This is a genomic window from Yersinia canariae (assembly GCF_009831415.1).
In the GTDB taxonomy this organism is placed as follows: Bacteria; Pseudomonadota; Gammaproteobacteria; order Enterobacterales; family Enterobacteriaceae; genus Yersinia; species Yersinia canariae.
Map to the genome: position 1 here is coordinate 2,714,206 of NZ_CP043727.1, position 21,944 is coordinate 2,736,149.

Sequence of the window (21,944 nt, forward strand, 5' to 3'; positions counted from 1 at the left end):
GTTGCCATGAAACGAAGAACTCGCATTTACTACACGCCAGAACAAAAGGCGATTATCTGGGACAGATACAAGCAAGGTGATTCTCTGCATGATATCGCCAGAATGTTCGACAGATACCATTCTTCTATTATGCCCACTATCCATCAGACAGGTGGCTACCGTCCTCCCGTGCGAAAGCGGCATCGATTAGCGCTTACGCTTGATGAAAGAGAGGAGATATCCAGAGGACTGGTAGCAAAACTCAGTATCAGGGACATCGCTGCCAAATTATCAAGAGCACCCTCAACAATTAGCCGCGAGGTCAGGAGGCATGGAGGTGCCAGGCAATACCGTGCAGCAAAAGCCGATACTGCTGCGTGGGAAAATGCTCTGAGACCAAAACCTTGCAAGCTAATTGAAAGCCCCACATTGTGTAAAATCATTGCAGAGAAGATGCATCAGGACTGGTCGCCGGAACAGATCGCCGGTTGGCTGAAACGCTGTTATCCGGATAATCAGGAAATGCATGTGTCACACGAAACGATTTATAAAACGCTTTTTATACAAACCCGGGGGGCATTAAAAAAAGAGCTGCAGCAATGCCTCAGAAGCGGAAGAGCGGTTCGTAGATCCCGAACGTCATCACTTAAAGGGAAAGGATTAGGGAAAATCCCGAATGCGATACCTATCAGCGAAAGGCCACCGGAAGCCGCAGACAGAGCCATACCTGGTCACTGGGAAGGTGATCTGATCCAGGGCTCGAAAAACTCCTATATCGTCACCCTTGTAGAACGCCATTCCCGCTTTGTTATGTTGACCAAAATCAGGGACAACAAGACCATAACGGTTATATCTGCACTCATCAGACAAGCCCGGGAATTGCCTGTTGAGCTTTATAAAACATTAACCTGGGATCGGGGAGCTGAAATGACCAGCCACACCCGGTTTACTGTAGCAACAGACATCCAGATTTACTTCTGTGATCCTCAATCTCCCTGGCAACGTGGCTCAAATGAAAATACGAACAGGTTGCTCAGACAATATTTTCCAAAGGGAACTGACTTATCGGTTCACAGTCAGCAGAGACTGAACAGCGTTGCCAGACAGCTCAACGAAAGACCGAGAAAAACGCTAGACTATGAATCACCCGCAGAACGGTTCAATAAGTGTGTTGCGTCCATCAGTTGAACTCACAGCTGATAGCAGACGTCATGCCCCTCGGGCCTGACAGCTTAGTGCCAATTGCAGACATTTAACTGTGCAGGTATTGAAGTCCGCTGTTAGGTGTTAGCAGAACGCCTCAAACAACGGCGCAGCTTTGCTACGTCCGAGGACTTTGACTTATTACATGCTGAACCCACTCAAGTTGCTTTGCGTAGATTTTCGGCAGTGGGTGATAGTACGAGTATCTAGTGTTTGGCTTTAAAATTCCGAGAGGGTTAATAATACGCAAAGCTTCTATTGCCAGCCTGGCTAGAGGAACTAAAGCTTGGTTTACACCCCAGCCAAAAATAACCGGTACATCTACGACAAAAAGCTGCTCCAGCTCAGATTGACGATTGGGCGAAAAAATGGAGTGCTCTACTAAACTACATTCATCGGACTTCAAGAAACGATACAGTTCGCCTGAATCAGGCGTGCGAAGATCAGACAAATTCAGAATTCGTGCATAATTAAACTTCAATGCATCCATAACTTTCATAATCTGTAGTTGTGTGGTGTCTGGCCGTGCCTCTGATGGTAAGGAGTTATTATCTTTACCATCCAAAGGGAAAGAAGAACCAGGGTTCATCATTACAACCATGAGATCAGGGGCATCAAGAATGATGCTGACCCGCTTTAGATCGAGATACTTTCTTAACTTGAAACCATTCGACTCGTAAAAGAGACCTGTAACTTCGAATTCAGCGCTCAACTTGATTCCTTAGTGTCATATAACGCTGCGCTCTGCGGGAATTTAGGAGCGCCAGCGAGTAGATTTTCCGTAGCAGCACCTTGTTATAGTTTTGAAGGGCGATAGTCAAATGTATCCACTACTAGAATTATGTGTCCACTCATCCATTTCTAACTTGGCCCCAGCCATAATCAAGCAAGCATCAACAAAAGTTTCGGCCATCATGAGTTTTAATCTAATCTTCCCTTCAGAGCATTTCTGTTTCCGAGCCATTGCTGATTTTGATATCCCTTTTTTATAGTGCTGTTCAATCAGGTTATAATCTTCATCTCGCCCAGCTTTCTTCAGTCTACCCACCGCAGCATCGACTAACAACCCATCATTGTCACAGCATGACAATCGCGCTTTTGAGGTACTTGGCAAAAGTCCTTTAAAGCCAGCGGCGATAGGGGAATAGCCAACACCATTATCTTCATTAGCAGCCCAGCCGCCCCATCGTTCCAAAACTAACTGAATATCTCTCATGCTAAAGCCCCTATACCGATTGACCGGTCCATAAAATGAAACCACAGCACTATCTGGCTACCATGCTCCGCTTCCCACGCTCGCATATCAGCATGCAGTGAATCGTGGCAACCACGACAAAGAGGAATAGTGAAAAGGTCGTGGGCCTTGGTACCCATACCGCCCTGCCCGTAACCAATGATGTGATGGGGGTCGTCAGCAGAACTGCCACACCCGCAACACTGTTGGGATTTAACCCACTTAAGCCACTTGGCGCTTACCCACCGGGAGCGCTTCGGGATACGCATAAAACTGGCGGGTGGCTCATCATCAATTTTCAGCGCCAGCACTTTCTTAACCTGCTCCACCTTGGTTTCAATGATTTGTGTCGGATTGGGTGCCCAGGTGATATCACTCTCTTTAGTTGGGCCGGACTTAACCACCTCTGGCAGCATCCGCAGACTGGCCCGAGCAATTGAGTCGGGGAGTAGATCGGAAACCTCGTTGACCACTGCCCACCAACACAGCTCCGGCATCGTTAGCTGGTGGCCCTCTGAAAAACGGAAATAGCCGCACATTATTGATATCAGCCAGGTGATCAGATTGCTGGTGGCCAGTTGGTTTAAACGGGGATGGGTTTGCTCTCTCAGCTTATTATCGTGATGCCAGCACAAACGAATGGCGCACTGGCCATAACGTAATGTTGTGAGATGTTGAACATGAGAATCATCCGGATCATGCCATTGACAGCCTTTAAGCCGTTCAACCCAAGACTCCAACACTCGAGGCCCACCAGCAGCATTAAGCACCCTTTCGTGCTCAAAGAATGACAACAGGCGCGGATCATTAGCTAAAAGCTGCTCAGTAACCGGCAACAGGCCAGCGGGAAGTGATTTAAATTCCTCTGGCTCTGTGGCCACCAGCAAGCGCCCGGATAAATATGGCAGCAACTCAGCACCTGGCTTTAATATCACAACACCAAGTTCACGCTGGATGAACGGGGTTAATAATGCCCTCATGCAGCACCTTTCTTGGCAAGATACTCAGCCCATAAGCCACCAATCCACTTAACGCCTTTTGGAGTGAATCTGGCTTGGGTGAATGCGTGATTATTGACGGTGCTGGTGCCGGTCTTAACTTCGAAGCGTTCTAAATCGATATGCTGCTGATACGGAGTTAGCTCACCAGAAAGCCGGTACATGATGTGATTCTCGATCAGGAATAGCCGGAAGTCGGTTTCCTTGGCCTTGAGAAGCTTGCACACCTTCCGGAATACCATAGAGCCAGTAGCCTGAACGTAGCGATCGACAAATTCAACTTTTGGCGCGGCAATCAAAAGCTGATTTTCAAGCTGTTGTTTTTCTTCTGCCAGATCAGCGGCTAGACGCAACGCTTCGGGGAGAGTTTGAGGAATATTGTTTTTATCTTCTAATTCCCGGAGGCGGCGAATTACCTTCATACGTATTACGGCGCTATAACCGGCAAGTAGGCACTCAACATGGTCACGGTCTAATAAGTATTCGGTTTGGATGCGATTCATACTGTCGAGATAGGTCTGAGCAAATATGCTCATATCTTCACTCAACTGGGTCATCATGACTTCAATGTCCCGTTTTACGTCAGAATGGCGCTTGCCAGTCAAACCAGCCACTTCACGGCTGCTCATGGTCACTACAGATTTAGATACGGGGATGCCTACGACAGTTGTCATACGTTTATACTCCACACATTAGCCTTCTTAAGCCTCTCCAATCTAATTTCCGCATAATTAGAGAGGCGATTAACTGCACAACCACTGTACATTAATACAACATTAAAGGTGAACATTTATATTCACCTCGCTGATCTGTATCTCAATCTTTCCTCCCTTGATGATTGGCCCCCATTCAAGCGCCATCTTTTTCACCTGGTTATCATCAATCCAAACACCCGCATGAGTAAGGGCATCCAAGGGCGCTTTCAGATAGTTGTCCATATCCCTGATGCGTCGATCTGGTGGGTAGAAGTTAATGGTTACTGCAACATGACCAGTAATCGCTTTTGGTACCCGCCGTAATTGCTCCAGAATGCAGGCCAAAGCCTCAACTCGGAACTGACGACCCTTAGCGCTAATAAGATGGCGACCCGCTAACGGCCCCTTACTCGGGGCGCGCCAGTAGCTGTTCACAGAGGGTGGAAATGGCAGGGTTAGTTTCAAGCTGCCACCTCTTTACGTTCGATACACATTTCAGGCAGATTTGCCCGCACAAGCGCTTCGGCAAACGGTGGTGGCACCGCATTGCCACAGCGAGCTACCTGCTTATCTTTGGCGTATTTAGTACCGGTATAATCCATGTCGATGATGTACCAGCTCGGGAAGCCCTGCGCGGCGTACAGTTCATGCGGTTGCAGCATACGCATGCCGATATCGACGATTTGATAATCAATCCCTTCAACTGTCACCAGTCCAAAGCGATCATTAGTGGTCACGGTATGCAGCGGGTCGTTAAGACTCACTCCCTCTTTCTCGTTACCGTAATATTTAAGCAAGAAAGCCCTAACCTCTCCGACATGCAGACCACCGGCCGTGATAGTTGGCATCGGCTGAGTTACTGGCTGACCATCTTTGCAGGTGCCGCGCAACTTAATCAGATTTGAAGTAACCAGCGCATGATGATCAACCGTCGTTACTGTGTGGGCTGGCTGATTCAGATCAGCGCCTGAGCCGGTATAGTTGCCGCCGAAGTGTTTAGCCAAGAACGCAGATACCAACTGAGATTTACCACCACCGCCAGCCGTTACCGTGCCGCTGGGTTCCTCTACACTATGGCCTACGCTGTTTCCAAACTGACGAGCAATGATCGGGGCAACCAGTAAATGTTCAGCCTTGCTAGTGACTGTGGTTAGCGGTTTGCCTGCCTCATATGCCATACGGTCACCACCAAAACCGGTTTGACCGATACGGGCAATGATTGGGGCAACTAATGAGAAGCCAGGGGTTTTGGTTATGGCCTGCAAAGGCTGTTCCAGAGCCTGGCCTCGGAAACAGTCGTAAGACGTTTTAGAGCTGGTGTGGTTACATTTCACGATAAACGGCGTGGGGTTATTCATAACAAAACGCTGAATACCTCGCGCTATACGCTTCAAGGTGTTCTCTGCCAGCGGTTTCTTGCGCTCAAAAATACTCGGACAAGGGATTGACCAATCAATACACTCGGCTGCGGTGCGCCACGGTTTACGGTGTCCGCTCTGAACTTCCAATAATTTTGGATCGCCGTGAGTCGGCTCCGGCCAGACGACCGGTTGCCCGTCACAGCGCATGACCATAAAGAAACGCTTTCTGATGGTTGGCGCACCATAATCACTGGCCCGAAGTTCTCTGAACTCCACTAAATAGCCTAAACCAGAAGCCAAACGCTGAGCATCAGCACCATTGATATCAAGCCCTAACACGTCACAGCATTCCTGCAACGCTGGGTGTCCGGCATCAATCCCCGAGGTCAGCATCCCAACGAATGCCGCGAATGTCTCACCAGCACGACGAGGATCAGGATGCTCGGTACCGTCTTCAGCAGTGAGCAGCGGCCCCCACGTTTTAAACTCTTCGACATTTTCAAGCATCATAACGCGTGGACGCTTTGCCAGTGCCCAACGTATCAATATCCACGCCAGACCACGGATCTCTTTTTTAACTGGCTTACTGCCCTTGGCCTTACTGAAATGACGGCAATCAGGACTGAACCATGCCAGGCCAACAGGTTGGCCGGCGGTCGCGGCTATTGGGTCAATATCAAATACCGATTCACAATAATGCAGTGTGTCGGGGTGATTGGTGGTGTGCATGGCGATAGCATTTGGATCATGATTGATTGCAATATCAACACTGCGACCGATAGCCATTTCAATTCCAGTGGAAGCACCACCGCCACCGGCAAAATTATCTACGATGATTTCTTTCATGCTGTTGCTCCCATGGCGACGGTAAGTGTTGCGGCGGCGGCAATGATGGCATCAGGTGGGATACCGTCTAATTTCATGCGGTTGATATTGCCTAAGATTTTATGTTGCAGATCGACCGGTAATTCAGCGGCACCAGGTACTTTGTTGAAATACAGATTTACTTCGACTGGCCAGACGGTGTTACCGGTTTCCGGTACCGGAATAATTTCAGGAATATTTTGTAGCTGTTTTTGTGGTGCAGTCCGAATGGTGGCAGGGGTTAGCTCCAGACTATTAATGCACTCGTTGCCCCAACTATCCCAGCCCTCGGCCTGTGTTCTGGCAAACAGCTCTATGCGGGGAACATCGCCCAACAGAGAGACAAGCAGATCGCGGAAAATATCAGGCTTAGCACTGTGCTCGCCGCGTGGTGCGGTCTGGTGCTGACAAATGGCGGCATTCAAGCGTTCAGGTAACCGGCCTTTCATAGCAAATAACACATCTTCACTGTTGGCGCGGGTCATATGGCCCATGCCGATCGCACTGTTGCCCTTATTCTTGTTGGTCTTATGCCAAGTAAAGCCCTTCATGGTCATCAACCGGAAGCCCCAGGCTTCAACAACTTTTAACGCCTCCAGTGGCTGAGTGGGTACCCACCACATCGCTAACAAGCAACTATCACCCGCCAGCTCCCACACAGGTAAGCGGCAGATATCAGCAAGGTTCATAGTCTCGTATTTGAAATCGACACCACGCTTACCGCTATTCGCTTTGTCACGGTAGGTCCACGGTGGATCTGCATAAATGATTTGATAGGTCATATCGCCCCCGTGCCATGCTTGGCATAAGCTCTAACCAAAATTGGCCGCCACTGCATTTTTGCCGAAGTAATATTTGGAATTGAGCCAAGACGACCTTTATCAGCTTCTGCCTGAGCCGCTTTTTCTGCAGCATTCCTTGGGCGACCACGGCTACCTAGCAACCTTTGGAATGATTCTTCAAAATCAATGTTTTCGGTAACAGTGGTGTCCAGTGATGGCCTATCAGCTGCAACCCAAGCGTTAGCACCCAACAGGAAGCCAGAGAATTTATCTGCCCTAAATATTTCAGGTGCAGTCAGTAACCGCGCCCACTTTGGATTGTTAAGAAGTTCTGCAACACGCCATTCGATAACCAGCAGTAATTCAGCCTCGGTATATTCATCCAGCAAACGGGCCTGAATATCCGCCAACGTTTCGCGGCTTGGAGTGGTTTTGCCGTTTGTTAAACGATTTAAAAATTGAAGTACCCCTCTCGCAGTTGTGACCAGCTCTACTTCCGGATCAATCGGCTGGGGGGCTATAGGGGGTATTGGTTTTAGATCTTTAACGATTCCTGAAAGATTCCGTATCCCGTTTTTGGGTGTGTTATCGTCCAAAATTGGGTGTGTTACCTCAGTTGAAACAATCCCGTTTTCGGTAATGTTCCCGTTTTTGGGTGTGTTTACCTCAACAGGAGGTTGCTTTAAACGATCCCGTTTTCGGTAATGTTCCCGTTTTTGGGTGTGTTCAACATCAGCAATGCTTTCATCAACGCCAATTAGTTTATAAACAATGACTTGTTTTGTGCGCCCACGGCGTTCGCCTGTGTCGGCAATCATGCCTAAAGCAACTAAATGCTGGAGGCTGGATTGAACAGTTTTCTTATCTAACTCAGTAGCTTCAGCCAATGCCGCAATAGATGGGAAAGCGCAATGATCCGCCCCACACATATCAGCAAGCCAAGTCAACACGGATTTGGCCGACGACCTTCCTGTTTTGACTTTTTTGGCCCAGCGCATAGCGTCAAGACTCATACATCCACCCGTGTAAAATCTTCTCTGAAACGGTCAGTTGGCTGAGCACATTCAGGTTTATATCCCTGCTGCTCACGTAGAAAGATGACGCGGTCACCTGCCCTGTCGTAGCCAATAACGTGAACACGAATGCCGCGCTTATCGTTGTAGTACCGATCAAGCAATTGGACGGGGTTAGTAGTGGTTGAGCCGGGATTAGTCATCGTAGTCCCCCTCATGCTGGCGCATTGGCATCAATATAAATAAAGGGTTTCCATAATCTTCTCGGCACTTACGGGAAAACCTGACACAGCAAGGTTTTCTTGAACCAAAAAACTGGAATTTGGCACCATGCAGATATCGGGTACCGAACATTTTTGACAAGTAGGCAAGGTAACCAACCTGAAATGCTGGCGTTAATTCATCGTCTTTAGCTTGTGGTATAACCTTATCCAGATTAGGGAACTCATGAAAAGTAATGGTGCTAATCAGTGATATCCCTACACGCAAGCCATTCTCGTCATAGTGAACGGCAATATGTTCGCCTTTCAGACGAATGTCGGTAACGCTGGCTCGGGCGGGTATCTTTCCGGAAATATTGATAATAACCGGTGTTTTCAGTCTAACGCCGTGAGACATGCGGATCGCCACATGGCCGTTAGTCGCCTCCACATACTTCTGTGATATGTGAATACCCACCAATGCTGGGCGAAGTATGTCTTTTGACACACAGACCTGAGCCGCACGAAGAAGATTAGAGTTAATTTTCATACCTGACCTACCTTTGGTGCTGGCAGCGCAAGATATCGGAATGTATCCACAACATAATCAGCCGCGCTGTGGGTGACACATATCCAAAGGCCGGGTATTCTCATCACATAACGAAATGACTCTCTCCCAGTAACAGGTAAGCAACGTAGTTGCAGGGATGAGCGTTTAGCCGCTACAATGTTCATGCGTTAATTACTCCACACGTTTAGTTAATGCACCCGACGCCCCGGAACCGCATTCTGGGGCGTCACCCCAAAGCAACTCTGATACCGCAATAATTTCTGCAATAATCGACTGTGCTCTGTACCCTTTCGCTTTTAATCTCTTACTCTCATCGCGATCTAAAACACCATCAGCAGTAAACTCGTTATGCGCCCTGCCAAATTCACCCAAGGCCACCAGCAAGTCGTTAAATTTGATAAGCAATTCTTCATTGCCGATATCATTCACTTCGGGCAGTTTCACGAACACGCCACCAGCTCGCTTGCACATAGCTTCGGTAATGTCAGAACGGCCAGAGATTGATTCCATCTCTACCGCCATTCCCAATGGAACCACCTGCCCTGCCAACTGACGCACCCGGTTACGTAATGCATTCTCGGTACCGGACAGCGGACATAACTGTTTGGCCATGGCGTCATACTTACCCGGCGTTTGGGTGATCAACTGGTGTATCGCATCGCTGATATCCGGCTGAGTTGGAAAGTCTTTGTTATCCACAATGTTTCTTCCTATCTGGTGGTTTAACCTAGGCCGCTGGTGCCGTAGGCTTTTGATAGTCGGATGGGTCATACTTCAATTTCCCTTCCGTAATCTTTTCAGCTTTTAAAGCCTGCTTTTCTGGAATGATGTGACCCCATTGGCAAACAGCGCTATGCGAAACACCAAGAGCAATAGCGGTTTTCGATGTGCCCTTGAAGAACTCAAGAACGTCAGTTTTATGCATAGTTACCTCCATAAAAGTAAGCATACTTACATCGTATATTCACAGACTACTTACGTCAACTGAATGTAAGATTACTTACGTCTTTTTTATATGGTGGATGCTATGGATACAGTTGGCGGAAGAATCAAATTTAGGCGGCGGCAGTTGAAGCTGACCCAGAAAGATATCGCTGAATATGTAGGCATTTCTGCGTCTGCCGTAACTCAATGGGAAAGTGATGCTACCGGTCTATCCAGCGATAGCTTGCTGAAACTTGCCTCATTGCTTGAATGTTCACCAGAGTGGCTTTTATCTGGAAAGGGAGAGTTAGAACCTTCGATAAAGGCCATGGCCAGTAAATCAAAAGTTGTACCCGTTATTTCATGGGTGCAGGCCGGAGCCTGGACTGAAGCACTTAGCTCAACTGGGGCTAGATCTGAATGGGTTGAAACTACAGCTAAAATTTCTGATTTTGCATTTGCTTTAAGAGTTAAAGGCGATTCAATGACATCATCAAGCTCACTGAGCATCCCTGAAGGGGCTATTGTAATAGTCGATCCAGAATATGGATTTATTGAAGATGTTAATGAAAAAATCGTTATAGCTCAAACGAATGGAAATCACGAAGCAACAATTAAGAAATTTGTAATTGATGGCCCTAATAAATATTTAATGCCGTTAAACCCTCAATTCAAGCCTATTGAAGTAGATGACACCTGTAAATTGATTGGTATAGTAAAGCAGATAATAATCGACCTACCATAATCACGTATATCTTCTTAAAGAGGCCCGCCAAGCGCGGGCTTTTTTATGCCCCATCCATAAAAGTAAGTAAACTTAATTTTTATTCTTGACTTTAAATGTAAGTTTACTAATACTGAATCCATCAACAGCGAACGGGCAGGACGCCCACATAGTAGCTGCCGGTGGCATACGAAACACCGGATGATTCGCTAGGTAAATCCTTATAGTCGATAAGTTGGAGGCAGAAAGATGAAGGTAATCGTACAGGATCGCTTTGGTGAGACACTGTGGGTGTATAGCAATAGCCCAAAGGGCGGAGTTATGTCGCCAGTCGAAACCAACATTGAGAGCGGAATATCCAAAGAAATCATTTCCGCTCTAAATGAAGCAATTGAATCAGCAAGGGCTATGCCCCTAGCTAATTGATAACGTTAATTGAGTAATTAATATTTGCTCGATGCCCTGCGGGTAAAGCCAAAACAACATTCCAATTTCCAGAGTGTGGAACTGAAATATTGGCAGGAAAATGTGTATACCAGCCACCGTAATAAGTTGTCCGACCGTTTCGGCGATAAGAGTTGTAGTTAGAATCATCCATCAATAGAACGTTTATTTGATGTGAACATTCAACGGTAACGACACTACCACCTTCCATATATTCCCGACTATGGATATGAGTCATATAAAGCCCCTCTTGGTTGTGTGAGAACTTCCAAGATACCACCGCCGCCTGAGGTGGAAAGTAATCAGGCTCACAATCACATGAGTATTCGTTAAGTATTCATCTGATTGTGGTTTGCCAAAGAGCTGGCCTGTGCAATTGCAGCTGCCGGAGATAAGCGCCGGAAACCACAACCTTGTTCCATTGCTGTGCTGTGTCTTTAGCGGCTGCGCCAGCCAACACCAGATTATGGCCAGCCGCCCTTTTCACACAGAGAAGCACACCGGTCGGGTTATCCCTTTTAACCTGTGCAGTATAAAGCCCCCGGCTCGGTGTTCTTCTCTGTGTGTGGAGTAACTAACCTGCAGCGTAAGCTGCATAACAGAGGATCACCCCGATGAGCGAAGAAAGAAAAACCGTGGTGCCGGAATTTCTTGGTGAGCTGGATGCCGGTATTTTCGAAAATAAAATATCAGCTGCTTTAAATGCTGCCGCGTTAGGCGTTCTAAATAATGGCGGCAAAGGCAAGGTAACCATTGAATTTGATCTATCTCGCATGAGTAATTCAATGGAAGAAAAGCGCGTCATGATCAGCCATAAGCTGAAATTCACCACCCCTACTCCGCGCGGTAAGTCCTCCGAAGAAGATACCACCGAAACGCCTATGTATGTTGGCAAAGGCGGCAAGCTGGCAATTATGCAAGAAGATCAGGGGCAGTTATTCACAATTAATGGTGAGTCTGACGGGAAATTAAAAACCGTAAATTAATTACTTATCACTTGGTCATAATTTATTTATATTCTTAAGGACTTTATATGTCTCAACAATTAGATTCATCAGCTATCACTGAAATTCGCGATATGGTATTAGCGACATTAGTTGAACGGAAATTAGCTGATACAGATTGCGATACCATTGCTTTACCGGCTAGCGTCTCAGTTAAAAGCCTTGAGCAATTCAATCTTGAGCGTTACCGCTTCCGTGGTGCGATGGAAACCAGCAGCATTGATGAATATGTAAAATATTCTTCTGGTTATGCTGGTGAAGGTGTTCGCTGTTTTATTGATGCTGATGAAATGCGCGCACAAACCATCTTTAATATTGGCACGTTATCTAATCCCGGACATGCGGATAATACTGCCAGTCTGTCACTCAAGAAAACTGCCCCATTCCGCGAACTGCTTAACATTGATGGCCGCAAACAGACTCAAAAAGAACTTGCTGAATGGCTGGAAGATTATCGTGAGTTCTTACTGGCCTTTGATGCTGATGGTGTTGTGCTAGATATAAAGAAAGCCGTGGGTGCAGTTCGCCGCATTACTATTGAACAAACCAGCTCAGCCGATCATGAAGACCAAGATTTCAGCGCGAAACGATCTGTAATGGAAAGCGTTGAAGCCAAAAGCAAAGATGTTATGCCTGCCGCATTTGAATTTAAATGTATTCCCTATGAGGGATTAGGCGAACGTCGTTTTAAATTGAGATATAGCATTCTCACTGGTGGCAATGTTCCCGTTTTAGTATTACGCATTGTTCAACTGGAAGCGGAAGAAGAAAAGATTGCTGTTGAATTTCTTGAATTGCTTACCGCTAAATTTAAAGGCGTAGAAGTTGAAACCTTTATTGGTAAATTTAAAGCGTAATTAATTAAACCTTAATTAAATAGTATCACTTCAAATGTCCCAGCAATGGGGTATTTGGCGGGGTATTACCTAAAAACCGTGTGGAGTATATTTATGACGTGTATCACTACTTATTCAGGATTGACTTTTGATTATTTGAATCCTATCCCTAGCAGTATTAGCGATAAAGATATTATTCAAGGCTTATCCAATGACTGCCGCTTTGCTGGGCAATTACCCGTATTCTATTCCGTAGCCCAACACTGTTGGCTAATGAGCCAAATTGTGCCGGAAGAGTTCGCCCTTGAAGCCCTATTGCATGATGCTAGCGAAGCGTATTGCAGAGATATTCCCTCCCCTCTTAAACGCCTACTGCCTGATTACAAAGTTATTGAGCATCGGATTGATATGGCTATTCGCGAAAAATTTGGGCTTCCTGCCGAAATGTCCTCTGTTGTTCATTACTGCGATCTGATCATGCTGGCCACCGAACGCCAAGAACTGGACATCGATGACGGTAAGGAATTGCCGATGCTTGAAGGTATCCCTCTGGCTGACATTGCAATAGTACCCATGACGCCAAGCCAGATACGTGTTGTATTCGCGGCGCGGCTCAATGAGCTGACAGCGGCCACTCAATCATGATGTACGGCCTGTTCTTACTCGTCTGCTACACCTTCCAGCCGTGCCAGTACGAGCCTCAAGGCTACGTCTATCCGGATGATAAGAACTGTATAGCCGACATCCAGCAACAAGGCCTACCACCTGAATATGAATGCCTGCCCGTTGATGGCGTTCTCTATGCGAGGAAACAATGATGATCAAGACAATTACAGCAGCACCAGTTGAACGTGATGCCTTGGGTTTCTGGACACATCCTGATTTCTTTGGGCCAGCAAATGGTAATGAGTTCGGCGTTGAAGGTGAATTCGATGCGTGGAAAGCTCTTAATCGTGTTACGGGTGCGATCAGCTGGATGGAGTGCGAAGAAAACGGAGAAGAATTGCAGGCCGCATACGACGCTGGCGATTGTGATCTCAGCATGTGGCACCCCACGCCACCAGCAGGTGATGGTTGGTTTCTCGCTTCTATTCATGACACAGAAGACGGTCCCGTTTGTTACTGGTTGCGCCCTATCGAATGCGATCCCGAAGCGTTAGCTAATCACCTGGAACGCAGCCATCTTGAAGCATTAAAGATAGCGCTTATCGATAAGCATCAGGCAGCAGTGACAGCAGCGCATGAGTATTTTTCGGCGTGTGATCTGGGGGAGGAAAGGATTTTTGCGGCAGCAATCTTTGAACGTCTGCGGGTGGCCACTAGAAAACATCAAGGTGACCTATGAGCTTTCAACTGTTGTTCGAACAAAAAGGCGACTTTCAAGCCTGGTGCGCATGCCAAGCGTGGCTTAATGATCGTGGCTACAGTTACGGCCAAACATCTGCTCGCGCACCGGGGGCCGGTGTTCTTAAGGGGGATTTCTGTATCGCCAAAATGCACAACCTAACCAAACGGGAAATTAGCCAACTGGACGGAATAGTTGACGGTAATTTCCGAGACGGTCCAGTGTGCCTACGGCTAAAGGTTGAACCAGAAGTTATGGTAAGCAGCGAATCAACGAAGCAACAGCGCCTTGATCATGCCAATCAGTTGATCGGGATTATTGCCGCCTATGGTCGCCGGTTCTTCTTTGACACGAGAACGGAGAGAGTCGCCCATCTCGAACTGAACAGCACCGGCAGGGTTTTTTTGATTGATGAATATACCGGTAAGCGGATTTATACCCACTTTGAAAACCGCCACTGGAAGGGATTTAACCACGGTGGAACTTTACGGTCGCTGGTTATTATGATGCGGAATTACATCTGCAGGGGTGAGCGTATTGATGCTTACTATCTAGGACCGGAACGCAGCAGCCTGTGCAAAGGAAATATATGGGGCTATCCACAAGAAGCGATCGAGGCCGTTCGTAGTGAAGCTGGATTACTGCCAATCATCGTAGGAGAGGCATGATGATAAGTCAATTCTAGATATGTGCTGCGGCTCCCGCATGTTTTGGTTCGACCGTGCTGATCCCCGCGCTGTGTTCGTCGATATCCGCTCTGAAAGTCATACGCTATGTGATGGTCGGAACTTAGATATCAGGCCGGATATTGTGGCTGATTTTCGCCAGTTACCGTTTGCCGATAACACTTTCCAAATCGTTGTATTTGATCCACCCCACCTCACACACTGTGGGCCAGAGGGTTGGCAGGGGAAGAAATACGGCATTCTCAGTAAGTCATGGAAAGACGACCTAACCAAAGGCTTTGCTGAGGCGTTCCGTGTATTACGTGCCGGGGGAGTTCTTATCTTTAAGTGGAATGAAGTGCATATCCCTACTCGCGACATTATCAAACTGTCGCCGGTACCGCCCATATTTGGGCATCCATCAGGCAAACGAGCAAATACCAACTGGGTGTGCTTTCAAAAGCCAGGAGAGAATTTGATGGCCAAATTCGCACTGGCCACCAGCAGCGATATAGATTAGTAGAACGGCCCGTTTGCGGCGGGCCTTAACCAAATTGTGTGGAGTAAACCCCATGAGCGAAGATAGCGGAAAATTACTAACTCGCGCTGAATTGGAAGAGATCACTGGTTTTGTTCAACCCAAGAAGCAGTGTGAATGCTTACGAGAAAATGGCATTTTTTTCATCGAACGCAAAGATGGTAGGCCCAGTACAACATGGGCGCATGTTGAGCACCCTCTTTCTTCCCGCAATATCACTCAGAACGTGCCTGAAGATCAACCTAACTATGGGGCTATTTAATGTCACGTCCACGCAAGAACCCAACAGATAACTGGATGCCGCCACGGGTTCGTAAAGGCAAGTCTGCATATGAGTTCAGGGCAATAGACGGGAGAACAATTCGACTATGTAGCTTTGAATGCAGCCAGGCTGATGTATGGGTTGCCTTTGAAAAATTAATGATTAGCTAAAAAGAGGATTCGACATTTACTGGTTTGATTAATGAATTTCTATTGTCAGGTGATTTCTGTGAACTGGCCATCGAGACACAAAAAGATTATCGAAAATACTCATCAAAAATAATAGCCGTGTTTGGAAAAATGTCTCCAGACAACATAAAACCAGAGCATATTCGAAAGTATATGGATAAACGCGGAGCAAAAAGCAGAATTCAGGCAAACAGGGAAAAGTCCTTCATGTCGAGGGTGTTTCGCTGGGGATATGAGCGTGGGAAAGTAAAGTTAAATCCTTGCCAAGGGGTTAAGCAATTTAAAGAAAAAGCCAGAACTCGCTATATAACCGATGAAGAATACACTGCACTTTATGATGTTGCTCCATCGGTCGTAAAAGTAGCTATGGAGTTAGCTTATTTATGCTGTACCAGGCAAGCGGATATTTTAGATATGAAAAAAGGGCAGCTGCTGGAGAATGGTATACTTATACAACAAAGCAAAACTGGCGTTGCCCAAATTAAAGCTTGGACACCTAGGCTGCATGAGTCTATACGGCAGGCTGGCACCCTTCCTCTAAACCAAGGTGTTATGAGCATCTATTTGTTACACCAGCAATCAGGATCACGCTTCACCCGCGATAGTTTTAATGCCCACTGGATGAAAGCAAAAAAAGCGGCTGCTGTGAAATATCCAGAACTGGAGTTTAATTTCACTTTCCACGATCTGAAAGCAAAAGGTATCTCAGATCTAACTGGTTCGCTATATGACAAGCAGGCAATCTCAGGGCACAAAAACGCATCACAGACCGCAAGATATGATAGAAAAATTAATATTGTCCCTGTTGTGGGCGGGCAAGATATGGCGAAGTGATATGGCGAAACAATGGTGAAAGGTGATTTCAGGCACAAAAAAACCGCCTCTCGGCGGTTAACGACATACTCATACTACTTTGTTTTACTTAGATTTGTTTCCATGGTGCCCGGGGCGGGACTTGAACCCGCACAGCCATAAGCCGAGGGATTTTAAATCCCTTGTGTCTACCGATTTCACCACCCGGGCTCTGGAAAACTGGAGGCGCGTCCCGGAGTCGAACCGAGGTAGACGGATTTGCAATCCGTAGCATGGCCACTCTGCCAACGCGCCTTATTTTCTTTACCTTACTACTGAGGTTCGCTTTATAGCCAACCTACTAATTTGGAGCGGGAAACGAGACTCGAACTCGCGACCCCGACCTTGGCAAGGTCGTGCTCTACCAACTGAGCTATTCCCGCAACATCAGAACTTACTGATTCTTTTGCTATCTTTCGACATTTCGTTGCTGCCGTCTGATGCGATGCATTCTACTTACCTGACGCAATGAGTCAATAAAATTATCTGACTAATTCGTTCGTTTGCTGCTTTTTCCGGCGCTTCGATCAAGGTTCGAGCAAATCTTTCCATGCAGCGTTTAAATATTGAAACATTGACCAAAATGTCAGTACAGCGGCAATGTAAAGAAGCACAAAACTCGCAAGCTCTACATTATGGTCAGGTCGCCAAAGTAATCCTACAAGTGAACCCATTTGGGCTGTTGTTTTCACTTTACCAATCCATGAGACCGCAACGCTACTACGCTTACCGATCTCAGCCATCCATTCCCGGAGGGAAGAAATGATAATCTCACGAGCAATCATCGTCGCCGCCGGTAAAGTAATCCACCAGACATGGTAATGTTCAGCGACCAACACTAACGCAATGGCCACCATAACTTTATCCGCAACAGGGTCAAGAAAAGCCCCAAAACGGGTTGTCTGCTTCCAGCGGCGGGCTAAAAAGCCATCAAACCAATCAGTTGCTGCTGCAAACACGAATATGATGGCGCAAACCATCGGAGCCCAGACGAATGGCAGATAAAACGCCAGAACGAAGAATGGGATGAGTACAACACGGAACAAGGTAAGCCAAGTCGGTATATTCAATTGCATAATGCTACGATAACTATCTGGCTGGTGTGGATATTATGAGTATGGTGCAACATTAGCTTCAGTGTTTCAATGCATTGTAGATTTTTTCTGCCAATGCTTGTGAAATACTCGGCACTTTTGCAATTTCCTCGACGCTAGCATTAAGTAAAGGTTGCAGTCCGCCCATATACTTCAGCAGTATTTGCCGCCGTTTAGGGCCCACTCCCTCTATCATTTCTAATGCGCTAGTATTTTTTACTTTTGAACGGCGTTGCCTATGACCCGTTATTGCGTGATTATGAGAATCGTCACGAATATGTTGAATCAGATGTAACGCGGGTGAGTCTGGCGGTAATGAAAAGCCCTCCCCCTCAGCAGCCAGAAACAGTGTTTCCAACCCTGCTTTGCGATCACTTCCTTTCGCAACGCCGACTAATAAAGGCTTTTTCTTATCCCACGGAACATTTAGTGAAGCAAAAACGTCAAAAGCTTGGGATAACTGCCCTTTCCCGCCATCAATAAAGATAACGTCAGGGACTTTTTTATCATCTAATGCTTTGCCATAACGGCGCTTAAGCACTTGAGACATCGCCGCATAATCATCACCCGGAGTAATACCACTAATATTGTAGCGCCTATATTCCGAACGTACAGGGCCATTTGCATCAAATACCACACAAGATGCAACTGTTTGCTCTCCCATCGTATGGCTGATATCAAAACACTCCATACGATTTATCTCATCAAGATTAAGAACCTTAGCCAATTCTTTCATCCGTTGATGGATAGTTGATTGTTGCGATAAACGCGTAACCAGGGCCGTGGAGGCATTAGTTCGGGCCAGCTTGAGATAGCGAGCTCGGTCACCTCGAGGACGACTTTGAATCTGGATTTTTCTACCCGCTAATTCAGAAAGAGAGGATGCCAAAAGATCCTTTTCTGCAAGAGTGAAATCCAACAAAATCTCACCGGGAAGTGTGCGCGCCTGGCTCCCTTGTAAGTAAAACTGCCCCACAAAGGTCTGAACAACTTCGTTCAATTCCGTTCCAGCAGGAACTTTGGGGAAATAACTCCGACTTCCCAGCACTTTTCCTTGCCGAATAAATAACACATGAACACAGGCTAACCCGGCATCAAACGCAACACCGATGACATCAAGATCCTCACTGTCGCCAGAAACAAACTGTTGCTCTGTAACTCGTCGCACAGCCTGTATTTGATCACGAATACGCGCCGCATCTTCAAAATGGAGCAATCGGCTGGCCTCTTCCATGCGAGAGATCAGTTGTGTCAAGACTTGTTGATCTTTGCCTGACAGGAACAAACGCACATAATCAACCTGACGCTGGTACTCTTCCTCACTCACCAACCCCGCCACACATGGCCCCGAGCAACGGCCAATTTGGTATTGCAGACAAGGCCGAGAGCGGTTGCGATAGACATTGTTTTCACATTGTCTGACAGGAAAAAGCTTTTGCAATAATGCTAACGTTTCACGGACAGCATAGGAGTTTGGGAATGGTCCAAAATACTCCCCTTTTTCATGCTTTGCTCCGCGATGGATGCCGAGACGCGGGTGTTTGTCCGCGCTGAGGAAAATAAGGGGGTACGATTTATCATCCCGCAACAACACATTGTAACGGGGCTGATAAAGTTTAATGTAATTATGCTCAAGCAGGAGTGCTTCCGTCTCCGTATGAGTGACGGTGACGTCAATTTGAGCAATATTCTTAACCAATGTTTCCGTTTTCCGGCTTGCAACATGAGCACGAAAATAACTCGTTAGACGCTTTTTAAGGTCTTTAGCTTTGCCGACATAAATAACTGTCCCCGCCTTATCATACATACGGTAAACGCCAGGCTGGCTGGTGACAGTTTTCAAAAACCCTTTAGAATCAAAACAATCAGTCACTATTAGATAACGTCTCCGCGTTAAACAACCCATGACGGATAGCCAAATGGGTCAATTCAACATCACCACTGATATTCAGTTTGCTAAACATACGATAGCGGTAGCTGTTCACTGTTTTCGGGCTCAGATGAAGTTGTTCCGATATCTCATTGACTTTTTGGCCTTTTGTTATCATTAGCATAATTTGTAACTCGCGCTCTGACAAACAACTAAAAGGCGTTTCGGTCGGCGGTTCCAACTGCCCTAAAGCCATTTGTTGCGCGATATCAGAAGCAATGTAACGTTGCCCTGAATGAACCGCTCGGATAGCCGTCACAACATCCTGAGGTGCAGCACCTTTACTTAAATACCCACTAGCACCCGCTTGCATAACTTTCGCGGGTAACGGATTTTCGGTATGAATAGTTAACATGATAACTTTAGTATCTGGGGAAAAACGTAAAATTTTACGCGTTGCCTCCAACCCGCCAATACCGGGCATATTCATATCCATCAAAACGATATCAACAATATGGTTACGGCACCATTTTACCGCATCTTCACCACACTGCATCTCATCCGCTACTTTGATACCCTTGATGTCTTCAAGAATGCGTCGTATCCCTGCGCGCACCAGTTCGTGGTCATCAACAAGAAGAACGCTAATCAAAGAAAATTCTCCAAAAAATAAGGGAGTAACCTAATCACGCTTGACTTACGGCAATGATATTACTTGTTTTCGGGCAAAGAATGAATACAGAATAATTGCAAATTCATATCTATATTGTTTGACAGATATTATTTTTATCATCTTTTTTACTATGTGCATAAAATCACAGGCATATCAATTAATGACATGATAAAAAAGGAAAGTTTTTTAAGATTTTTCTTGGCGTTACGCATTCATTCATACAAATCGTAATTATTATCCCTCAAAAAAATAATTTTTATGTCATCTAACACAACATATTGATACAACTGATAATCATATAATTTTTCCCTATTTTCATTTATAGGAATTATTCTTATTTTTTATTTATTGCACATCTCTTATTCACCTTAAAAATGAGTGTTTTTGACACAAATTACTCATTACAAAAAAGACATGCCTTTTATGAACAAAATTAACTTAATTAAGTTAATGCATTCAGCATGAATAAAAACATTGGTTAGCCACAACATCACCGGCATGCTGCTCTTCATTGGGAGATTGCGCACATGTTATCAAAGCTAATCATCAGTTTATGATATAATGCAATAACTGTTTAATAATGCCACCTATGCTCACTGCGGTGCGGGTCTCCCAAATCGTCCTGTCCACAGGAAAGCGACCATTTCAGGAAAAAAAATGAGTAATCCAGACTTTACCACTTCTGCTGACCCAGAAACTTTAGCAAATGAAGTTGCATGTTTGAAAGCTACTGTGACCTTTCTGTTAAAAGCGATCGGCCAAGCCGATGCGGGAAAAGTAATTTTAAATATCGAGCGCTCTATTGCCGATATTGAAGACACTGCTCAAGCTGAAGTTTTCACCAATACACTTGCTCAAATTAAAAGCGGTTATCGCCAATAACGGCCAGTGATAACGTGCAATATTCCTATGCAATCATGCTGTCGATATAGAAAATTCTTTTCTTTCATTGAAATATACTCTATCGGCAGCTTGTTTTATAATCGTTTGAGGCAATGATGGGCCTGCTACTAAAAGCATTAATCGGTGCCGCCGTTGTGGTATTGATAGGAATATTATCAAAAACGCGTAATTACTACATTGCTGGCTTAATCCCGTTGTTTCCGACATTCGCACTTATTGCACATTATGTCGTTGGTAGCGAACGCAGTATCCAGGCATTGCGTATCACCATCATCTTTGGTTTATGGGCAATCATTCCTTACTTTATCTATCTGATATCACTTTATTTTTTTATTGGACACTTGCGTTTACCCACGGCATTAACGGCAGCCGTGTTATGTTGGGTTATTGCTGCCTGGATACTCATATCTGCATGGAGTCGATGGCACGGCTAACAACTGCCCATGCCATAAAACATAATTTAGTCAACGTAATAGCAATAAAAGAAGGGCATGAATAGCAAGCATGACCACTGAGAAAATCAGGTTCAGGTTACTGATGGATTTTGATCTCACCTCATCCGATGGCTCATCACTTACCTGAATTTTCCTGATTCGGTAAATCCAATACCCACCAAGCACCACGAAAAGCAGTGCTAATGACACGGCTACCAGAGGATAACCCCACACCAAATATTCACTTAACCCTGCAATAACAAACCAAAGAATGACAAATACCATGAT

General features: G+C 46.0%; 27 protein-coding genes, 3 tRNA genes and 2 pseudogenes. 12 read left to right on the forward strand and 20 right to left on the reverse strand.

Features of this window, described 5'->3' with window-relative positions:
• Nucleotides 1–6: 6 nt before the first annotated feature.
• Nucleotides 7–1,167 (forward strand): IS30 family transposase, encoded by a 1,161-nt coding sequence (locus F0T03_RS12530; protein ID WP_159677579.1) that lies wholly within the window; start codon nt 7–9, stop codon nt 1,165–1,167.
• A 133-nt stretch (nt 1,168–1,300) separates the two neighbouring features.
• Here the strand turns inward: F0T03_RS12530 and F0T03_RS12535 are convergent, their stop codons facing one another.
• The 12 genes and pseudogenes from F0T03_RS12535 to F0T03_RS12590 all read right to left on the reverse strand — a co-directional run bounded on the left by F0T03_RS12535 (nt 1,301) and on the right by F0T03_RS12590 (nt 9,825).
• Complete coding sequence (locus F0T03_RS12535; protein ID WP_159678694.1) at nt 1,301–1,894, reverse strand: hypothetical protein; 594 nt, start codon at nt 1,892–1,894, stop codon at nt 1,301–1,303.
• Between the two features lie 105 nt (nt 1,895–1,999).
• A complete protein-coding gene (locus F0T03_RS12540) occupies nt 2,000–2,398 on the reverse strand; it encodes an antiterminator Q family protein (RefSeq protein ID WP_159678696.1) in 399 nt (132 codons plus the stop codon).
• A complete protein-coding gene (locus F0T03_RS12545) occupies nt 2,395–3,396 on the reverse strand; it encodes a DUF968 domain-containing protein (RefSeq protein ID WP_159678698.1) in 1,002 nt (333 codons plus the stop codon). The genes F0T03_RS12540 and F0T03_RS12545 overlap by 4 nt, the downstream gene beginning before the upstream one ends.
• Nucleotides 3,393–4,088: a phage antirepressor KilAC domain-containing protein gene (locus F0T03_RS12550; protein WP_159678700.1), complete on the reverse strand. Its 696-nt coding sequence runs from the start codon at nt 4,086–4,088 to the stop codon at nt 3,393–3,395. Before F0T03_RS12550 ends, F0T03_RS12545 begins: the two co-directional genes overlap by 4 nt.
• A 102-nt stretch (nt 4,089–4,190) precedes the next feature.
• Nucleotides 4,191–4,574: a RusA family crossover junction endodeoxyribonuclease gene (locus F0T03_RS12555; protein WP_159678703.1), complete on the reverse strand. Its 384-nt coding sequence runs from the start codon at nt 4,572–4,574 to the stop codon at nt 4,191–4,193.
• Nucleotides 4,571–6,316 (reverse strand): DNA cytosine methyltransferase, encoded by a 1,746-nt coding sequence (locus tag F0T03_RS12560; protein WP_159678706.1) that lies wholly within the window; start codon nt 6,314–6,316, stop codon nt 4,571–4,573. The genes F0T03_RS12555 and F0T03_RS12560 overlap by 4 nt, the downstream gene beginning before the upstream one ends.
• A gap of 260 nt (nt 6,317–6,576) precedes the next feature.
• Nucleotides 6,577–7,116: pseudogene (locus tag F0T03_RS12565) on the reverse strand (MT-A70 family methyltransferase); the annotation flags it as partial.
• Nucleotides 7,113–8,129 (reverse strand): helix-turn-helix domain-containing protein, encoded by a 1,017-nt coding sequence (locus tag F0T03_RS12570; protein WP_159678712.1) that lies wholly within the window; start codon nt 8,127–8,129, stop codon nt 7,113–7,115. The gene F0T03_RS12570 and the pseudogene F0T03_RS12565, both read right to left, overlap by 4 nt.
• Entirely contained in the window at nt 8,126–8,332 is a 207-nt protein-coding gene (locus tag F0T03_RS12575) for a DUF4222 domain-containing protein (protein WP_159678714.1), read from the reverse strand. Before F0T03_RS12575 ends, F0T03_RS12570 begins: the two co-directional genes overlap by 4 nt.
• Nucleotides 8,325–8,879, reverse strand: a complete 555-nt coding sequence (locus tag F0T03_RS12580) for a beta clamp domain-containing protein (protein ID WP_159678717.1) — start codon at nt 8,877–8,879, stop codon at nt 8,325–8,327. Before F0T03_RS12580 ends, F0T03_RS12575 begins: the two co-directional genes overlap by 8 nt.
• A gap of 192 nt (nt 8,880–9,071) precedes the next feature.
• Nucleotides 9,072–9,599: a YmfL family putative regulatory protein gene (locus F0T03_RS12585; protein ID WP_159678720.1), complete on the reverse strand. Its 528-nt coding sequence runs from the start codon at nt 9,597–9,599 to the stop codon at nt 9,072–9,074.
• Nucleotides 9,600–9,627: 28 nt separating this feature from the next.
• Nucleotides 9,628–9,825 (reverse strand): Cro/CI family transcriptional regulator, encoded by a 198-nt coding sequence (locus tag F0T03_RS12590; protein WP_005174518.1) that lies wholly within the window; start codon nt 9,823–9,825, stop codon nt 9,628–9,630.
• A 102-nt stretch (nt 9,826–9,927) separates the two neighbouring features.
• Here F0T03_RS12590 and F0T03_RS12595 point away from each other — a divergent pair, with 102 nt between their 5' ends.
• The gene (locus tag F0T03_RS12595) at nt 9,928–10,569 is read left to right on the forward strand and encodes a LexA family protein (RefSeq protein WP_159678722.1); all 642 of its coding nucleotides are present in this window, start codon (nt 9,928–9,930) and stop codon (nt 10,567–10,569) included.
• A gap of 397 nt (nt 10,570–10,966) precedes the next feature.
• Here F0T03_RS12595 and F0T03_RS12600 read toward each other — a convergent pair whose 3' ends face one another.
• A complete protein-coding gene (locus tag F0T03_RS12600; RefSeq protein ID WP_159678725.1) occupies nt 10,967–11,230 on the reverse strand; it encodes a DUF1883 domain-containing protein in 264 nt (87 codons plus the stop codon).
• A 376-nt stretch (nt 11,231–11,606) separates the two neighbouring features.
• Between F0T03_RS12600 and F0T03_RS12605 the strand changes: the two genes are divergently transcribed.
• From F0T03_RS12605 to F0T03_RS12645, 8 genes and pseudogenes are all read left to right on the forward strand, one after another.
• Complete coding sequence (locus F0T03_RS12605; protein ID WP_129195593.1) at nt 11,607–11,978, forward strand: hypothetical protein; 372 nt, start codon at nt 11,607–11,609, stop codon at nt 11,976–11,978.
• A 47-nt stretch (nt 11,979–12,025) separates the two neighbouring features.
• Nucleotides 12,026–12,853: a YfdQ family protein gene (locus tag F0T03_RS12610; protein WP_159678727.1), complete on the forward strand. Its 828-nt coding sequence runs from the start codon at nt 12,026–12,028 to the stop codon at nt 12,851–12,853.
• Nucleotides 12,854–12,946: 93 nt separating this feature from the next.
• Nucleotides 12,947–13,477 carry an HD family hydrolase gene (locus tag F0T03_RS12615; protein ID WP_159678729.1) on the forward strand — a complete coding sequence of 177 codons (531 nt, stop codon included), beginning with the start codon at nt 12,947–12,949 and terminating at the stop codon, nt 13,475–13,477.
• A 169-nt stretch (nt 13,478–13,646) separates the two neighbouring features.
• Complete coding sequence (locus F0T03_RS12620; protein WP_246169894.1) at nt 13,647–14,177, forward strand: hypothetical protein; 531 nt, start codon at nt 13,647–13,649, stop codon at nt 14,175–14,177.
• On the forward strand, nt 14,174–14,845 hold the full coding sequence (locus tag F0T03_RS21600; RefSeq protein ID WP_208787077.1) for a hypothetical protein: 672 nt from the start codon (nt 14,174–14,176) through the stop codon (nt 14,843–14,845). The genes F0T03_RS12620 and F0T03_RS21600 overlap by 4 nt, the downstream gene beginning before the upstream one ends.
• Nucleotides 14,846–14,882: 37 nt before the next feature.
• Nucleotides 14,883–15,362 (forward strand): class I SAM-dependent methyltransferase, encoded by a 480-nt coding sequence (locus F0T03_RS12635; RefSeq protein WP_246169895.1) that lies wholly within the window; start codon nt 14,883–14,885, stop codon nt 15,360–15,362.
• Nucleotides 15,363–15,414: 52 nt separating this feature from the next.
• A complete protein-coding gene (locus tag F0T03_RS12640) occupies nt 15,415–15,642 on the forward strand; it encodes a DUF4224 domain-containing protein (protein WP_159678733.1) in 228 nt (75 codons plus the stop codon).
• A pseudogene (locus F0T03_RS12645) lies at nt 15,642–16,664 on the forward strand (tyrosine-type recombinase/integrase). The gene F0T03_RS12640 and the pseudogene F0T03_RS12645 overlap by 1 nt, the downstream one beginning before the upstream one ends.
• 103 nt (nt 16,665–16,767) lie before the next feature.
• On the opposite strand, the gene F0T03_RS12650 reads toward F0T03_RS12645, so the two are convergent.
• The 6 genes from F0T03_RS12650 to uvrY form a co-directional block, all read right to left on the reverse strand.
• Nucleotides 16,768–16,853, reverse strand: a tRNA-Leu gene (locus tag F0T03_RS12650).
• A 10-nt stretch (nt 16,854–16,863) separates the two neighbouring features.
• Nucleotides 16,864–16,937 (reverse strand) — tRNA-Cys (locus F0T03_RS12655).
• Between the two features lie 52 nt (nt 16,938–16,989).
• A tRNA-Gly gene (locus F0T03_RS12660) sits at nt 16,990–17,065 on the reverse strand.
• 144 nt (nt 17,066–17,209) lie between these two features.
• The gene (pgsA, locus tag F0T03_RS12665; protein ID WP_019080796.1) at nt 17,210–17,758 is read right to left on the reverse strand and encodes a CDP-diacylglycerol--glycerol-3-phosphate 3-phosphatidyltransferase; all 549 of its coding nucleotides are present in this window, start codon (nt 17,756–17,758) and stop codon (nt 17,210–17,212) included.
• A gap of 58 nt (nt 17,759–17,816) precedes the next feature.
• Nucleotides 17,817–19,649 (reverse strand): excinuclease ABC subunit UvrC, encoded by a 1,833-nt coding sequence (gene uvrC / locus F0T03_RS12670; RefSeq protein WP_159678735.1) that lies wholly within the window; start codon nt 19,647–19,649, stop codon nt 17,817–17,819.
• The gene (gene uvrY, locus F0T03_RS12675) at nt 19,642–20,298 is read right to left on the reverse strand and encodes a UvrY/SirA/GacA family response regulator transcription factor (RefSeq protein WP_005160181.1); all 657 of its coding nucleotides are present in this window, start codon (nt 20,296–20,298) and stop codon (nt 19,642–19,644) included. The genes uvrC and uvrY overlap by 8 nt, the downstream gene beginning before the upstream one ends.
• Nucleotides 20,299–20,976: 678 nt before the next feature.
• Between uvrY and F0T03_RS12680 the strand changes: the two genes are divergently transcribed.
• Nucleotides 20,977–21,201 (forward strand): DUF2594 family protein, encoded by a 225-nt coding sequence (locus F0T03_RS12680; RefSeq protein ID WP_145556163.1) that lies wholly within the window; start codon nt 20,977–20,979, stop codon nt 21,199–21,201.
• Between the two features lie 116 nt (nt 21,202–21,317).
• The gene (locus F0T03_RS12685) at nt 21,318–21,656 is read left to right on the forward strand and encodes a GlpM family protein (protein WP_145556169.1); all 339 of its coding nucleotides are present in this window, start codon (nt 21,318–21,320) and stop codon (nt 21,654–21,656) included.
• Between the two features lie 30 nt (nt 21,657–21,686).
• Here the strand turns inward: F0T03_RS12685 and F0T03_RS12690 are convergent, their stop codons facing one another.
• Nucleotides 21,687–21,941: a hypothetical protein gene (locus tag F0T03_RS12690; RefSeq protein ID WP_145556164.1), complete on the reverse strand. Its 255-nt coding sequence runs from the start codon at nt 21,939–21,941 to the stop codon at nt 21,687–21,689.
• Between the last annotated feature and the right edge of the window lie 3 nt (nt 21,942–21,944).

Coding starts and splice junctions, on each gene's coding strand:
- F0T03_RS12635 (WP_246169895.1), top strand. CDS start 14,883: ATGTTTTGGTTCGACCGTGCTGATCCCCGCGCTGTGTTCGTCGATATC.
- pgsA (WP_019080796.1), bottom strand. CDS start 17,758: ATGCAATTGAATATACCGACTTGGCTTACCTTGTTCCGTGTTGTACTC.
- F0T03_RS12615 (WP_159678729.1), top strand. CDS start 12,947: ATGACGTGTATCACTACTTATTCAGGATTGACTTTTGATTATTTGAAT.
- F0T03_RS12600 (WP_159678725.1), bottom strand. CDS start 11,230: ATGACTCATATCCATAGTCGGGAATATATGGAAGGTGGTAGTGTCGTT.
- F0T03_RS12690 (WP_145556164.1), bottom strand. CDS start 21,941: ATGGTATTTGTCATTCTTTGGTTTGTTATTGCAGGGTTAAGTGAATAT.
- F0T03_RS12575 (WP_159678714.1), bottom strand. CDS start 8,332: ATGACTAATCCCGGCTCAACCACTACTAACCCCGTCCAATTGCTTGAT.
- F0T03_RS12640 (WP_159678733.1), top strand. CDS start 15,415: ATGAGCGAAGATAGCGGAAAATTACTAACTCGCGCTGAATTGGAAGAG.
- F0T03_RS12550 (WP_159678700.1), bottom strand. CDS start 4,088: ATGACAACTGTCGTAGGCATCCCCGTATCTAAATCTGTAGTGACCATG.
- F0T03_RS12545 (WP_159678698.1), bottom strand. CDS start 3,396: ATGAGGGCATTATTAACCCCGTTCATCCAGCGTGAACTTGGTGTTGTG.
- F0T03_RS12570 (WP_159678712.1), bottom strand. CDS start 8,129: ATGAGTCTTGACGCTATGCGCTGGGCCAAAAAAGTCAAAACAGGAAGG.
- F0T03_RS12680 (WP_145556163.1), top strand. CDS start 20,977: ATGAGTAATCCAGACTTTACCACTTCTGCTGACCCAGAAACTTTAGCA.
- F0T03_RS12530 (WP_159677579.1), top strand. CDS start 7: ATGAAACGAAGAACTCGCATTTACTACACGCCAGAACAAAAGGCGATT.
- F0T03_RS12595 (WP_159678722.1), top strand. CDS start 9,928: ATGGATACAGTTGGCGGAAGAATCAAATTTAGGCGGCGGCAGTTGAAG.
- F0T03_RS12580 (WP_159678717.1), bottom strand. CDS start 8,879: ATGAAAATTAACTCTAATCTTCTTCGTGCGGCTCAGGTCTGTGTGTCA.
- F0T03_RS12685 (WP_145556169.1), top strand. CDS start 21,318: ATGGGCCTGCTACTAAAAGCATTAATCGGTGCCGCCGTTGTGGTATTG.
- F0T03_RS12610 (WP_159678727.1), top strand. CDS start 12,026: ATGTCTCAACAATTAGATTCATCAGCTATCACTGAAATTCGCGATATG.
- F0T03_RS12540 (WP_159678696.1), bottom strand. CDS start 2,398: ATGAGAGATATTCAGTTAGTTTTGGAACGATGGGGCGGCTGGGCTGCT.
- F0T03_RS12590 (WP_005174518.1), bottom strand. CDS start 9,825: ATGCATAAAACTGACGTTCTTGAGTTCTTCAAGGGCACATCGAAAACC.
- F0T03_RS12620 (WP_246169894.1), top strand. CDS start 13,647: ATGATGATCAAGACAATTACAGCAGCACCAGTTGAACGTGATGCCTTG.
- F0T03_RS12605 (WP_129195593.1), top strand. CDS start 11,607: ATGAGCGAAGAAAGAAAAACCGTGGTGCCGGAATTTCTTGGTGAGCTG.
- F0T03_RS12560 (WP_159678706.1), bottom strand. CDS start 6,316: ATGAAAGAAATCATCGTAGATAATTTTGCCGGTGGCGGTGGTGCTTCC.
- F0T03_RS21600 (WP_208787077.1), top strand. CDS start 14,174: ATGAGCTTTCAACTGTTGTTCGAACAAAAAGGCGACTTTCAAGCCTGG.